At 71.4% G+C, this 13,084-nt stretch carries 12 protein-coding genes; 6 read left to right on the top strand and 6 right to left on the bottom strand.

Features of this window, described 5'->3' with window-relative positions; translation table 11 throughout:
- Positions 1 to 134: 134 nt before the first annotated feature.
- Positions 135 to 1,787 (bottom strand): DNA repair helicase XPB, encoded by a 1,653-nt coding sequence (locus ACGFNU_RS45935; RefSeq protein WP_392603002.1) that lies wholly within the window; start codon positions 1,785 to 1,787, stop codon positions 135 to 137.
- Between the two features lie 431 nt (positions 1,788 to 2,218).
- Positions 2,219 to 2,650: a hypothetical protein gene (locus ACGFNU_RS45930; RefSeq protein WP_392603001.1), complete on the bottom strand. Its 432-nt coding sequence runs from the start codon at positions 2,648 to 2,650 to the stop codon at positions 2,219 to 2,221.
- Positions 2,651 to 2,835: 185 nt separating this feature from the next.
- On the opposite strand from ACGFNU_RS45930, the gene ACGFNU_RS45925 reads away from it, so the two are divergent.
- Complete coding sequence (locus tag ACGFNU_RS45925) at positions 2,836 to 3,267, top strand: TIGR03618 family F420-dependent PPOX class oxidoreductase (RefSeq protein WP_392603000.1); 432 nt, start codon at positions 2,836 to 2,838, stop codon at positions 3,265 to 3,267.
- A 399-nt stretch (positions 3,268 to 3,666) separates the two neighbouring features.
- Here ACGFNU_RS45925 and ACGFNU_RS45920 read toward each other — a convergent pair whose 3' ends face one another.
- Positions 3,667 to 6,105, bottom strand: coding sequence for a helicase-associated domain-containing protein (locus ACGFNU_RS45920; protein WP_392602999.1), 2,439 nt, complete (start codon positions 6,103 to 6,105; stop codon positions 3,667 to 3,669).
- A 121-nt stretch (positions 6,106 to 6,226) separates the two neighbouring features.
- Between ACGFNU_RS45920 and ACGFNU_RS45915 the strand changes: the two genes are divergently transcribed.
- Complete coding sequence (locus tag ACGFNU_RS45915) at positions 6,227 to 6,775, top strand: hypothetical protein (RefSeq protein WP_392602998.1); 549 nt, start codon at positions 6,227 to 6,229, stop codon at positions 6,773 to 6,775.
- 383 nt (positions 6,776 to 7,158) lie between these two features.
- Here ACGFNU_RS45915 and ACGFNU_RS45910 read toward each other — a convergent pair whose 3' ends face one another.
- Positions 7,159 to 7,779: a TetR/AcrR family transcriptional regulator gene (locus ACGFNU_RS45910; RefSeq protein WP_392602997.1), complete on the bottom strand. Its 621-nt coding sequence runs from the start codon at positions 7,777 to 7,779 to the stop codon at positions 7,159 to 7,161.
- Positions 7,780 to 7,945: 166 nt separating this feature from the next.
- Here ACGFNU_RS45910 and ACGFNU_RS45905 point away from each other — a divergent pair, with 166 nt between their 5' ends.
- Positions 7,946 to 8,407: a GNAT family N-acetyltransferase gene (locus ACGFNU_RS45905; protein WP_392602996.1), complete on the top strand. Its 462-nt coding sequence runs from the start codon at positions 7,946 to 7,948 to the stop codon at positions 8,405 to 8,407.
- A 66-nt stretch (positions 8,408 to 8,473) separates the two neighbouring features.
- Here the strand turns inward: ACGFNU_RS45905 and ACGFNU_RS45900 are convergent, their stop codons facing one another.
- Entirely contained in the window at positions 8,474 to 8,860 is a 387-nt protein-coding gene (locus ACGFNU_RS45900) for a hypothetical protein (protein WP_392602995.1), read from the bottom strand.
- Positions 8,861 to 9,218: 358 nt separating this feature from the next.
- Here ACGFNU_RS45900 and ACGFNU_RS45895 point away from each other — a divergent pair, with 358 nt between their 5' ends.
- The gene (locus ACGFNU_RS45895) at positions 9,219 to 9,881 is read left to right on the top strand and encodes an HAD family hydrolase (RefSeq protein WP_392602994.1); all 663 of its coding nucleotides are present in this window, start codon (positions 9,219 to 9,221) and stop codon (positions 9,879 to 9,881) included.
- A 190-nt stretch (positions 9,882 to 10,071) separates the two neighbouring features.
- The gene (locus tag ACGFNU_RS45890; RefSeq protein WP_392602993.1) at positions 10,072 to 10,467 is read left to right on the top strand and encodes a cold-shock protein; all 396 of its coding nucleotides are present in this window, start codon (positions 10,072 to 10,074) and stop codon (positions 10,465 to 10,467) included.
- 77 nt (positions 10,468 to 10,544) lie between these two features.
- On the opposite strand, the gene ACGFNU_RS45885 is transcribed toward ACGFNU_RS45890, so the two are convergent.
- Complete coding sequence (locus tag ACGFNU_RS45885) at positions 10,545 to 11,921, bottom strand: MFS transporter (RefSeq protein WP_392602992.1); 1,377 nt, start codon at positions 11,919 to 11,921, stop codon at positions 10,545 to 10,547.
- 271 nt (positions 11,922 to 12,192) lie between these two features.
- Between ACGFNU_RS45885 and ACGFNU_RS45880 the strand changes: the two genes are divergently transcribed.
- Positions 12,193 to 13,041 (top strand): DUF3027 domain-containing protein, encoded by an 849-nt coding sequence (locus ACGFNU_RS45880; protein ID WP_392602990.1) that lies wholly within the window; start codon positions 12,193 to 12,195, stop codon positions 13,039 to 13,041.
- The last annotated feature ends 43 nt before the right edge of the window (positions 13,042 to 13,084 follow it).

Here is a 13,084-nt window from a genome sequence, read left to right as displayed (position 1 = left end):
ATGGTACTGCACGGGAGACTGTGTGGGAGAGTAGGACACCGCCGGACACCTTTTGGTAGAAAGGCCCCGCCATTATGGCGGGGCCTTTCTCATTTCTACGGACGTTCAGGCAACGACCTATTACGCCGCCGCCCTCAGATGTCTTCGCCGGCCAGTACGGCGTCAGCGTCCACGATCCGGTAGGCGTATCCCTGTTCGGCCAGGAAGCGCTGACGGTGCGCCGCGTAGTCCTGGTCCAGGGTGTCCCTGGCCACCACGGCGTAGAAGCGCGCCCCCTGGCCCGACGCCTTCGGCCGCAGCAGGCGTCCGAGCCGCTGCGCCTCCTCCTGCCGCGAGCCGTACGCCCCCGACACCTGGACCGCGACGGACGCCTCGGGCAGGTCGATGGAGAAGTTGGCGACCTTCGACACGACCAGGACGTCGATCTCAGCCGAGCGGAAGGCGTCGAAGAGCCGTTCGCGCTCCCGGATACGCGTCTCACCCTTGATGACCGGCGCGTCCAGTAGTTCGCCGAGTTCGTCGAGCTGGTCGATGTACTGGCCGATGACGAGGGTCTGCTCGCCGCGGTGCCGGTTCACGAGGGCCTGGACGAGCTTCGTCTTGGTGTCGGTCGTCGCGCAGAAGCGGTAGCGCTCCTCCGGTTCCGCCGTCGCGTACGCGAGGCGCTCGGAGTCGGTCAGGGTCACCCGCACCTCTACACAGTCGGCCGGGGCGATCCAGCCCTGCGACTCCATGTCCTTCCAGGGCGCGTCGTAGCGCTTCGGGCCGATGAGGGAGAAGACGTCGCCCTCGCGTCCGTCCTCACGCACCAGCGTCGCCGTGAGGCCCAGCCGGCGCCGGGCCTGCAGGTCGGCGGTCATGCGGAAGATCGGTGCGGGGAGCAGGTGCACCTCGTCGTAGACGACCAGGCCCCAGTCGCGGGCGTCGAAGAGCTCCAGGTGCGAGTACACGCCCTTCCGGCGGGTGGTCATGATCTGGTACGTGGCGATCGTGACCGGCCGGATCTCCTTCTTCGTGCCGGTGTACTCGCCGATCTCGTCCTCGGTCAGCGACGTGCGCTTGATCAGCTCCTGTTTCCACTGGTGCGCCGACACGGTGTTGGTGACCAGGATCAACGTGGTGGCCTGCGCCTGTGCCATCGCGGCGGCGCCAACGATGGTCTTGCCCGCGCCACAGGGAAGGACCACGACGCCAGAGCCGCCGTGCCAGAAGGCGTCAGAGGCCTCCTTCTGGTAGGAGCGAAGAGACCAACCCGCCTCGTCCAGCGAGATCGGGTGCGCCTCACCGTCCACGTACCCGGCCGCGTCCTCGGCGGGCCAGCCCAGCTTGAGCAGCGCCTGCTTCAGCGAGCCGCGTTCGCTCGGGTGCACGACCACGGCGTCGTCGCCGATCCGGTCGCCGAGCATGCCCTTGATCTTCTTGGCGCGCAGCACCTCCTCCAGGACCGAACGGTCGATGGAGGAGAGGACGAGACCGTACGTGGGGTGCTTCTCCAGCCGCAGCCGCCCGTACCGCGCCATCGTGTCGGCCACGTCGACCAGCAGCGCGTGCGGCACGGGGTACCGGGAGAACTTGAGCAGCGTGTCGACCACCTGCTCGGCGTCATGCCCGGCGGCGCGTGCGTTCCAGAGGGCGAGCGGGGTCACGCGGTAGGTGTGGATGTGCTCGGGTGCCCGCTCCAGTTCGGCGAACGGGGCGATCTCCTTGCGGCACGCGTCGGCCAGCTCATGGTCGACCTCGAGCAGCAAAGTCTTGTCGGACTGGACGATGAGCGGACCGTCGGTCACAGGAAGGAACCCCCGATTGGGACTGGAAGATGACTCGCGCCTGCTGCACGGTACCCGAGCGCGACCCGCGGCACCGGCTCTCGGCCTGGCAGGCCCGGCCTGAACTCCAACAGCCGCGGCCCGCCGTCTCTTCCCGAGGCCCGGCCGTCCCGCGCCTCAGAGCCTGGCCACCGCCATCCCGCGCTTCAGAGGCCTGGCCGTCGCCGTCGCGCACTTGAGAGGCCTGGCTGTCGCCGTCCCGCGCCCCCAGGAGCCTGGTCTTCGTCCTGCGCTCTCGGGAGCCGGTCGCCGTCCCGCGCCCTCCAAAGCCGGTCGCCGTCCCGCGTCGCCGGGTCTGGTCGCCTTCCCCCCGAGCCTGGATATCGCCCCCGAACTCAGGGCCCGGATGTCGCCCCGACCTTGAGGCCTGGATGCCACCCCGCCCCAAGGGCCTAGATGTCGCCGCCGCTGCTCGACGAGCCGGCTTCGGAGGCGATCACCGCGAAGTAGATCACGAGGATGACCAGGCCGAGGACGAGTGAGACGCCAAAGATCACCCAGCTCCAGGTGGTGAGCTTGCGCGCGGCGCCGGGGTCGGTCTTGACCTTGGACATGCCCATGGCGGCCGTGATGATCCCCGCGATCCCGGTCACGCCGCAGCAGAACAGGGTGACGACGATGTTGGCGATGAGGGCCCCGATGGCCGAGCCTTCGCTGGCCGGCGGCCCGTACACCCCCGGCGGGCCGTAGCCGTAGCCCGGCGTCTGGTTGTACTGCCCGTACGGATCCCAGCCGGACTGACCCGCCCCGCCTTGCCCGTACGGGCTCTGCGGTTGCCCGTACGGGTCGTTCCACCCGGGTGGTTGCCCTCCGTAGCCGCTCATCGGCAGCCTCCCCGCGCCGATCGGACCGGGCATGGCCGGCGTGAATCCCACATGGTTCGCACGCTACTCGCCCGGTGTCTCATTTCATTGGACTGAGGAGGTTATCTGTTGGTTCCGGATACCAGATGGCCGGTCCTGGGCATCCTTGGTCAGAAAGACGGCGACCCGGGAGCGAGGAGCTGATCATGACGTTGGCGATGACCGCGGCTGAACGGGAACGATTTCTGGCCGTGCCGCGTGTGGGAATCCTGAGTGTCGCCGCCGAGGACGGGCGGGCGCCGCTGGCCGTGCCGGTCTGGTACCTGTACGAACCGGGCGGCGAGATTTCGTTCGCCACGGGCCAGGACAGCCGCAAGATGACCCTGATCCGCAAGGCCGGCCGGGTCAGCCTGACGGTCCAGAACGAGCAGACGCCCTACGGATACGTCTCCGTGGAAGGCGCGGTCACCACCGTCGAGCAGGCACATCCGGAGGAACGCCGCGCTCTGGCCGAGCGCTACCTCGGCCCCGCGGTCGGCGCCGAATACCTCGAATCCACCCAGGACGTGGCCCACACGATGGTCGTGGTCCGGGTGCGCCCCGAACGCTGGCTCACCCGCGACTACAGCAAAATGTGATCCTCACGCCCCATCGCTCCGCCTGCCCCGCCGCACCCCCGCCCGCTCCGCACTCACTCCGCACTCACTCCGTGCCGCGCCCGTGCCGCGCCCGTGCCGCGCCCGTGCCGCGCCCGTGCCGCGCCCGTGCCGCGCCGTGTCTGCGCCGCTCGTGCCCGCGCCGCACCCGCTCTGCCTCGCGCCGCGCCGCGTCCGCGCTGCTCCGAGCCCGTGCAGCGCCCGTGCAGCGCCTGCGCCGCGCCGCACCCGCTCCGCGCCCCGCCCGCTCTGCTCCGCACCCGTGCCGTGCCTGCGCCGTGCCGTGCCTGCTCCGCGCTGTCCTCGGTCTGCCTAGGTATCCGCTGGATCTGGTCTGTCTGGCGTCTGCCGGTCAGACGCCCTCTGTCTGGCGTCTGCCGGTCATTTGTTCGGGTCGGCGGGGTCTACTTCGGCCACGCCGGTGATGCGGTGGAGAGCAAAGCGCTGTACCGCGGCGCGGGTGGCGTCGTAGCCGGTAAGGAAGCCGCCCTCGACCCGGACGGGCTCGACGATCCGGCTGGAGGCCTGGCCCTGCTGGTCGAGGTAGCCGATCCACATGCGGGCGCCGCGTTCGACCGCGTCCCGGAGCTGCTCGATCGTCGCCATGGCAGGGGAACGGGGCGGATCGCCGGCGGGGGTCTCGGCGCGCAGGCGGGCTTGTTCGGCGCCGTGGCGGGTGGCCTCGTCGCCCGCGCGCAGGGCCCGGACGGCGGCGGAGATCATGGCGGTGTCGGCGGTCGCGTCGGGGCGGATCCGGACGATCTCGGTGCTCGGGAGCGGTTCGGCGCGGTGCGCGTCCGGGCGGGTCACGATCACGCCGCCGCCGGACGCCTCGGCCACCGGGGCGAGGCCCATCGCCCGGAGGCCGTCGAGGAGCTCCTGGCGGGGCAGGGCGGACGCGAGGACGGTGGGCGCGAGCCGGAACAGCCGCAGGGTGCCGGAGCGCCGGTCGGCCAGGATCTCGTCCAGGGTGGCGGGCGCGTCGGTGCGGACGTACGAGGTGAGGCTGCCGACCCGCAGGTGGCCGTGGCGCCGGGCCACGTCGTCGATCAGGTACGTGAGGGGCTGCGGGAGCGGGGTCGCCGAATGCCTCGTCAGGAAGTCGACGAGGTCGGCGCCCGTCCGGCCCGCGTCCAGGGCGCGGCGGACGGACTCGGGGGTGAAGCGGTAGACCGTGGCGCCGCCGGTCGACTCGACGTCGGCGCAGAGCGCGAGTTCGCGGGCCAGCTCGGTGACCAGCGGGCCGGGCGCGACGGCGGTCAGGTCCGCCTGGATCAGGATCTGCTCGACCGGGGTCGGCAGGTACTTCTCGAGGCGCGGCTCGGGATCACCGCCGTCGAGGAGATCGCGGGTGTACGGGACGACCTGGCCGAAGCCGGTGAGGCCCAGCGCCGCGGCCTCGCGCAGCGTCCAGCCGACCAGCCGGTCGCGGAGGGGGCCGCTGCGGCGGGGCTGCAGCCAGGTCAGGCGGGTGCTGATGGCCGCCGCGGTCGGGGCCTCGGCGGTCGCCTCGGCGAGGACTTCGAGCGTCGTCCGGCGGACGGCCGGGGCGCCGCCCCGGACCATCCCCTCGCTGAGGGCGTTGATCAGCCGGTCGCGGTCGTCGCGTTCGCCGGCGAGGCCCGCGGCCCGGTCGGTGCGCAGCCAGCCGCGTGCCAGCTCGGTCCAGCGGCCCGCGATGTCGCGCATCAGCCACAGGTCGTAGGCGGGCGTCGGGAGCCATTCGCCGTCCAGGTCGCCGCTGCGGGTGAGCAGGCCCGTCGCGTACGCGACCTCGACCAGCAGGGCCGCCCGCCACTCCTCGACGTCCAGCAGCGTGGCGGCGGCCCGCAGATCGCGGACCGCGAGCCCGCCGCTGCGCAGCACGGCGGGCGGCTCGACGCCCCAGCGTTCGAGGAGCTCCTCGATCTGGCGGACGGCGGTGAACGCCTCGCCCGCGGCGGCCCGGACCGCCAGATCTTCCGGTCGCCTGCCCGCGGACTTGCCGGGCCGGGCGGTCGCGGACGTGGCGGTCGCTCGCGGGGTGGCTGCGGGCTGGGCGGCTGCGGTCAGCGGTGGCGGCTGCGGGCTGACGTCGCGGAAGAGACTGCCGCCGCGCAGGTGGAGGGCGACCTCCCGGGGGAGGGTCACCGTGCGGTCGTCCTCGGCGGCGAGGAGGCCCCGGGCCAGGAGACGTTCGATGGGCGTCTCGGCGGTCTTCACGCGTACGGGACGGCGGGCATCGTTGACGCGGCCGACCGGAGGTCCCCACGCCAGCTGCTCCAGGGCGGCCCGCGCCTCGGGGCCCGCGTCGGCGATCAGGGGCTCGGGATCGGCCAGGATCGTCGCCAGCCGCTGCAGGAGCCGGGCGGAGTCCGCGAAGCCGCGCGGCTCCTCGCCGTCCAGATCCGTGATCAGCGTGGTGAGGCGGTCGAGCGGATAGCCGGCGAAGGCCTCCTGGACGGACGGGCCGAGGCCCGCCGGGTGCGACAGCGCCTGCCGGACGCCGGGAGCCGGGTTGGCCGCGCCGTTCCCCCAGGCCAGGCCGTACCGCCGCAGGCGTTCGACGGCCGCCTCCGTCTCCTCGGAGGTGGCGTCCATCGCGGCCGACAGCGCCTTCGGCTGGGCCGGGGCGGGCAGGACGAGCAGGGCCTCCAGAACGGCCAGCGCGAAGCGGTCGAGCCGGTCGAGGGCGCGGGAGATCGCGGCGGGCGTGGCGGCACGGGCGGCGAGAGCGGTGAGGTCGGCGGGAACGGGCGCGACCAGTTCCGGCCGGGCAGACAGGAGCGCACGCAGGTCGTCATCGCTGCGTGCGCGCAACCAGTCCGCGTATGTTTCCATCCCGCTCCCAAACTTAATGTGGCGTGCCCAATGCTTCGCCAGGCACTATCAGCGTAGGAGGCAGGGGGGCCTCCCTGGGTGCACTGCCAGAGCGAGCGCACTGCCAGAGTGAGGTGGCGCTATGAGCGAGGTGGCCGACCAGCTGATCCTTGAGTACCTGGGGAGCGTCGCCGACGCCGCCCATGGCGAACTGAGCTCGCGGGAACGTCTCGACTTCTGCAACCGCCTCCGGAAGCGGATCGAGGAACATCGGCAGGGAAGCACCAATCCCCGGCAGATCCGGCAGGTCCTCGCGCGGTTCGGCGATCCGAAGTTCCTCGTGGCGCGGGAGCGGCGCAGGCTGGACGAGATCCAGGCGGCGGCCGCGGGCGACGGCGAGGTCTCCGAGCCGGAACTGGCGGACGCCGCGAACGCCATGGACACCGAGGACGCTGGGGAAAAGCCGTCGCGTTCCGGACGCCAGGTGCGACCGCCGCGCCGGCCCCGCGCTCCCGTACGCACCGTTCGCCGCGGCGGCCGCTCGATCCGCCGCTTTACCTGGAGCCCCTCCGGCGCCGCCCGGCTACGTCGCGAACTGCGTGAGGACAACAACCGCGGCCCGTTCTCCCGCCTCATGACCTCACTGCGCGAGAGTGGGCGCTCGTTCTTCCGCCGAAGAAGAACCGACTGAACGCAGCGACGCTCGTCCTGCCGGAGGCGGCACCTGACCTGCCGGAGGCGGCGCCTGACCTGCGAGAGGCGGCACATGGCCTGCGGGACGTGGCGCCTGGCCTGCCGGAGGCGGCACCTGACCTGCGGGACGTGGCGTGGTGCCTGGCTGCCGGAGATCGGTTCGCTTCCTCCCAGGGTGACGCTCGTCCCGCCGGAGGCACGGCTCGTTCTGGCGGACGTTGAGGTCGGCCTACCCAGGGGCCGGGGTCGTTCTGCCAGAGGCTGGGGGCGGTCTGTCTGGAGGTGGCGTTTTACCTATCGGGAGCGGGGGTGACCTGTCACTCGGCGGTGTCCGACTCCGGGAGGCGGTCCGGAGGTGGGAGTTGTCAGGTGGCGGGGTTCTCAGGAGGCCGTGGTCGACTTTTCGAGGTTGACCAGGCCCAGGCCCAGGCGGGCCCAGCTGGCGACGAAGCGCTTTTCGTCTATACGGGTGGGCGGCTCGTACATCGACTCGTTGGCCAGCCAGTAATTGACCACCGCGCCGCCCAAAATGGAGGCGATGGCGGGCCAGTCCTCGTCGATGCCCTCGAACTCGGGCTGCGCGGCGAGCCAGGTGGCGATGCCGTCGTACAGCGGGTTGACGATCCCCTCGCGCATCTCGGCGACCAGATGCGGGAACTGGTCGAGGTCGCGGAAGAGCACCCGGATGAGGTCCTGCTCCTCGCGCATTTTCGCGAGCCCGGCCTGGCACGTCATCTTGAGCCGGAGTTCGAGCGGCCGGTCCTCGTAGACGACCGCCTGGTCGAGCACCTCGCTGACCTGCTGCCGAGTGCGGTCGATATGTTCGCGGATGGCCGAGGCGAGCACTTCCTCCTTGGAACGGAAGTGGCGGTAAAGGCCGCCCGCGCCAGGAGAGAGTCCGGCGGCCGCCTCGATCTCAGCGACCGAGGTCGCGGCGTAGCCACGATCGGCGAACAGCCGGAGCGATTCGGCCACGATCCGCTCGCGCGTAGAAGTCGTCATGTTCTGTAAGTTCCTCCGCAAGAACACTAAGGCATGTTCGAGCAGGTGTCCGTGCTCCGCGCAAGGCACGCCCGAATTCGTGATGTGTCTCGCACCGGCGGGCGGCCTACTAGAGTTCGTTCTTCCGCGCCCCGTCGCCGTAGGGGCGTTGCCGGAAGGGTCGACGATGCCTGAATTCCTCCCCGAGGACTTCGTGATCCCCACCCTGGTCGCCGGGCCGCGGTTCCGGATCCGCCCGATTACCGTGCACGACGTGGTCAAGGACTATGGCGCGATCGTGGGCAGCATGGACCGCCTTCGCGATCAGTTCGGGCCCGAATGGGGCTGGCCCGCGCCGGAGTTCACCTTCGAGCAGGCCCTGATCGACGTCGCCTGGCTTCAGAAGGAGGGCCAGCTCCGGCGGTCGTTCAGCTACGTGGTGACCACGCCCGACGAGGAGCGCCAGCTGGGCCGCATCCATGTGGCCCCCTCCGACGAGCCGGACGCGGACGCGGTCATGGTGTTCTGGGTCCGCTCCGACCAGGACGATCCGATCCTGGAGAAGGAGCTGGAGGAGTTCGCCCGTGAATGGGCCACCACGGCGTGGCCGTTCGAGGTGGTCCGCTTCCCCGGCCGCGAGCTCCGCTAGGAGGCCGCGCCGTCAGGAGAGGCGGACCGGCCAGCCGAGGCGGACCGGTTAGGCGAGGCGGATCGGTTAGGCGAGGCGGCGGACCAGTGAGGTCAGGATGCGGCCGACGATCAGGTAGACGAGGGCCGCCAGGCCGTAGTTGACGGCCACCTCGACCTTGTGGTCGTCGGGCTGGAAGACGTCCTTGAACTGCCAGGCGAGGTCGTCCGCCCAGTCGCCGACCGTGTTGACGAGGTCGTTGGCGGTGTTGGCCTCGAACGCCACGAAGACGATGTGCACGGCGAGGATCAGCACGACCACCGTGGTGACGAGGGAGATGAGCCAGGCGACCACGTTCACGGCACGTCTGCGTGCCATCGCCACGGTCTCGACGCGGCGCCGCCGTCCAGTGGTCGTGGGGCCGGCCACCTTGGTCTCTGCCGGGGACTGGGTTCGCTCGTTGTCGTCTGCCATGACGCCTCCCTGCGCGACGGGCGGGGCCGGTTGAGACCCGGCGACCGTGGTGGGTTTATTCAGGTCGCGTGTTTTTCCTGGTGGGACGGTTTACGGCTGCGAGGACGGGTATATCCGGATCACGAACCGCTGTTTCGGACGACCGAACGAACCAGTTCTGGTCAAGCGAAACCGGAGCAGCGAAGCCGCGCACAGATTCCCGCGCCCTCCTACTCGGATCCCGTCGCATCGCCACTACCAGGGGGGTGCGGGTGCGTGCGCCGGTCAGGCCCCACGTCGGAGGTACGGGGACGTACGGGCGGGCTCGCGCCCCAAGCCGTGTCATCACCGTCATACCTATCCCTTTACCCTGTGGGACGTGCTGGACCTAGATTCTCCCCCTGCCGATGTTCCCGCCGTCGCGGTGGGGTTCGACCTCGACCTGACCCTGGCCGACACGCGTGCCGGAATCAGCGCCGTCTACGCCGCCCTCGCCGCCGAGACCGGCGTCCCGATCGACACCCGGCTGGTCGTGACCAGGATCGGCCCGCCGCTGGAGACCGAGCTCGGCTACTGGTTCCCCCCGCACGAGGTCGCGGCCATGGCGGCCCGTTACCGGGCGATGTACGCCGACATCGCGGTCCCGGCGACCGTGCTGATGCCGGGTGCCGTCGCGGCGATCGACGCCGTGCGGGCCCGCGGCGGCCGGACGATCGTGGTCTCCGGCAAGAACCAGAAGGACACCGAACGGACCGTGCGCTTCCTCGGCCTGCAGGTCGACGAGGTGGTGGGCGGAGTGTTCGGCGCCGACAAGGGGGTGGCGCTGCGCCGGTTCGGGGCCGGCGTGTACGTCGGTGATCACACCGGCGACGTGGACGCCGCCCGGGCGGCCGCCGCGATGGCGGTGGGCGTCGCCACCGGCTCGTTCGATAGCGCGGCTTTGACGGCTTATGGCGCCGATATCGTGCTTCCCGACCTGCTGGCATTCCCCGCATGGCTCGGCGGATTCTCCGTGCCCGATCGGAGTGACGGCGGCCGATAGTGGCCTCTGCCTGCAATCTTCCTGCGATGCTCCGTTTCGGACGAATATCCGGATGCCGCGGCGGCCCGTCGCATGTAGCTTCTGTCCGTTGGCTCGCAATCGTCTCCCGCCGTCGCTCGTGTGTTCATCGCCTCGCGGCCGGGCGCTAATCTTGGGGCCAATCCAGGACGAGATTCGAACGAGGTCCCCCGTGCCGACTGGCAAGGTCAAGTGGTACGACGCCGACAAGGGTTTCGGCTTCCTCACCCGCGATGACGGCGGTGAGGTGTTCGTGCACTCCTCCGCGCTCCCCGGCGGCGCGACGACGCTCAAGCCCGGGCAGCGGGTCGAGTTCGGCGTGGTCGAGGGCCGGCGCGGCCAGCAGGCGCTCCAGGTGCGCGTGCTCGACACCCTGCCGTCGGTCGAGAAGGCCGTCGCCAAGGCCCGCCGCAAGAAGCCGGACGAGATGGTGATGATCACCGAGGATCTCATCAAGCTGCTCGACGGCATCTCCAACACCTATCGCCGCGGCAAGCACCCGGCCCCCGCCGAGGCGAAGAAGATCGCCACCGTGCTCCGCGCGGTCGCCGACGACCTCCACTCCTGACGCACCCTCCGCCCGCCTCCCCCTTGAGCTGACGTAGAGGGGCCGAGGCGGGCGTTGGCGTCCCACGCGCGGGATGGTCAGTGGGTTTGGGTTGGGCTTGCTTGGGGCGGGGGTGGGTCGTCCAGGTGGAGGAGTGAGCGGCCTCCGGTGCGGTGGGCCAGGAGGGCGCCGAACGTCAGGGTGAGGACGCCCGCGACGATCGCCAGGGCCAGGCGGCCGTCCGCGACGATCGACATGCCGAGGCCCAGCAGGCCGCCGATGACCCAGACGAGCTGGTGCAGGGTCTCGGAGACGGCGAACGTGGACGAACGGACGTCCTCGCCGATCTCGCGCTGCACCACGGCGTCCAGCGAGAGCTTGCCGAGCGACTGGCCCAGCCCGGCGGCGAGGGCGACCGCGAGGGCGGCCCAGAGGCCGAAAAAAGCGGCGCTGATCGCCGTGACGGCGGTGACGAACGCGAGGGTGCCGAAGACGATGATGCGGGGCGCCCGGGCCTTCATCCAGGCGCCGAGCGCCGTGCCCGCCAGGCCGCCCGCTCCGGCGGCGGCCGCCAGGAGGCCCAGCGCGACGTTCGCCGAGACCTGGTCGAAGCGTTCCTGCCGCAGGAGGAACGCCAGGTACAGGATGAGGAAGCCCGAGAAGGCGCGCAGGATCGCGTTCGCCTCCATCGCCTCGGCCACGACCGGTCCCACGCGCGGGAACGTCCGCCAGCGACGGGCCTTCGGGGCCGGCGAGTCCGCGGGGACGGTCTCGGGGGAGTCGACGTGGGCGGGAAGGCGCATGCTGAAGATCACGCCCGCCAGGAAGATCAGCATGGCGATGCGGAGCAGCCAGCCGGGGCCGATGAACACGGCGAGGCCCGCCGCCAGCGGGGCGGCGATGGAGGCCGCGATGAGCCCGGCGAACGAGGCACGCGCGTTGGCGGTGACCAGCGTGATCTGGTCGGGCAGGACGCGGGGCGTGACGGCGGCGCGGAGCACGCCGAACGCCTTGGACAGCACGAGCACGCCGAACGCGGCGGGCAGGAACGTCACCGCGTCGTTGTTGGAGACCGCCCCCGCCATGCCCCAGCACAGCAGGCCGCGCGCCACGAACGTGCCCGCGATCGCGTACCGGCGGGCATGCCGCATCCGGTCGAGCGCCGGACCGATCAGCGGCGCGACCAGGGCGAACGGCGCCATCGTGACCAGCAGATAGAGGGCCACCTGGCCGCGCGCCTGATTGACGTCCAACCCGAAGAACAACGTGCCGGCCAGGGCCACCGCGACGAGGGCGTCGCCGGTGGAGTTGACGGCGGCCGCCTCGATGAGGCTGCCCAGACCGCTGCGGCCCGCGCCGTGGGCGTGCGTGGCGCGGCGGGTGAGCCTGCCGGTGGAACGGGCGGCCGAGCCGACGCGCCGGACGGCCCGGCCCGCACCGCGCGCACCCGTGCCCATGCCCTGCCGGAAACCCATGCGGCTTGATCCCCCAGTCCGGTCCGCCTCGTATCTCTCTGTGGGAACGTTCTGAACCATCTTCACCCCGGAAGGCCCCGTCTTCACCCCCGACCAGGCAAGGACTGAGCTTTACCCGGGCCTCGGCGCGCCAATCCCGCGGCCCGCCCGCCGCCCGGCCGGGGCCCGGATCCGTTGATCTACGGGATTTTGTGCGGCCATGGGGCGACGGGACGGGCGCTGTGGCCGATGGGGTGCGCGGTCACGCCATTCCATGAGCGAGAATTGGGATGTGAGCCCACTCCGTCAGTCCAGCCCCGCGCGTTCGTCCACCACCGGGTCCGCCCGGCGAACCCGTCCGCCGGCCGTCGACGCCGCTTGCGCGGAGGCCGTCGATCTCGCTCGTGCGGCCGCGGCCGACACCGCCTGGCCCACCCCCGTCGGCGAGCATCGGGGCGTCCGGGCCGAGGGCGACCGGCTGGTCACCCACTACTTCGACTGCCTCGACACCGCCTATCGAGGCTGGCGCTGGGCCGTCACCGTGACCCGCGCCGCCCGCGCCAAGGTCGTGACCGTCGACGAATGCGTCCTGATGCCCGGCGATGACGCGCTGCTCGCGCCGCCGTGGGTGCCGTGGCTCGAACGGCTGCGCCCCGGCGACCTCGGCCCGGGCGATCTGCTGCCCACGGCGCCCGATGACGTCCGGCTCGCGCCCGGATTCACGGAGGTCTCCGACTCCACTGATTCTCAGCTGGTATGGGAGCTCGGTCTCGGCCGGGTCCGCGTGCTGTCCCAGGAGGGCCGCGACGAGACCGCGAGCCGCTGGTACGAGGGGGTGGCCGGGCCGCGCGCCCTGATCGCGTCCTCGGCGCCGGCGCAGTGCTCGACGTGCGGGTTCTACCTGCAACTCGCGGGCGAGTTGCGGCAGGTCTTCGGCGTCTGCGCGAACGAGTACGCCCCCGACGACGGCCGGGTGGTCTCGGCCGACCACGGGTGCGGCGCGCACTCCGAGGCGGTCAACCTCCCGGCCGCCTCCGAGCACAATCCGCCGGTGATCGACGAGCTCGGGTACGACCTCATGCCCGCCTCGGGCACCGCGACGCCGGACGCCGAGGCCGAAGAGGCGCTCGGCCACAGCTGATCCCCCGTACGGTGTCGGTGATGTCGTCCAGACGGGTGGGGTG

Origin of the sequence: Spirillospora sp. NPDC048911, from assembly GCF_043198015.1 — a bacterium.
Classification (GTDB): Bacteria; Actinomycetota; Actinomycetes; order Streptosporangiales; family Streptosporangiaceae; genus Spirillospora.
The sequence above is the reverse complement of the archived record's forward strand: the minus strand, read 5'-3'. Positions and strand labels throughout refer to the sequence as shown.

What these genes read in the sequence shown, in the direction of transcription:
- ACGFNU_RS45930 (WP_392603001.1), bottom strand. Translation starts at nt 2,650, where the DNA reads ATGAGCGGCTACGGAGGGCAACCACCCGGGTGGAACGACCCGTACGGG.
- ACGFNU_RS45925 (WP_392603000.1), top strand. Translation starts at nt 2,836, where the DNA reads ATGACGTTGGCGATGACCGCGGCTGAACGGGAACGATTTCTGGCCGTG.
- ACGFNU_RS45920 (WP_392602999.1), bottom strand. Translation starts at nt 6,105, where the DNA reads ATGGAAACATACGCGGACTGGTTGCGCGCACGCAGCGATGACGACCTG.
- ACGFNU_RS45915 (WP_392602998.1), top strand. Translation starts at nt 6,227, where the DNA reads ATGAGCGAGGTGGCCGACCAGCTGATCCTTGAGTACCTGGGGAGCGTC.
- ACGFNU_RS45910 (WP_392602997.1), bottom strand. Translation starts at nt 7,779, where the DNA reads ATGACGACTTCTACGCGCGAGCGGATCGTGGCCGAATCGCTCCGGCTG.
- ACGFNU_RS45905 (WP_392602996.1), top strand. Translation starts at nt 7,946, where the DNA reads ATGCCTGAATTCCTCCCCGAGGACTTCGTGATCCCCACCCTGGTCGCC.
- ACGFNU_RS45900 (WP_392602995.1), bottom strand. Translation starts at nt 8,860, where the DNA reads ATGGCAGACGACAACGAGCGAACCCAGTCCCCGGCAGAGACCAAGGTG.
- ACGFNU_RS45885 (WP_392602992.1), bottom strand. Translation starts at nt 11,921, where the DNA reads ATGGGTTTCCGGCAGGGCATGGGCACGGGTGCGCGCGGTGCGGGCCGG.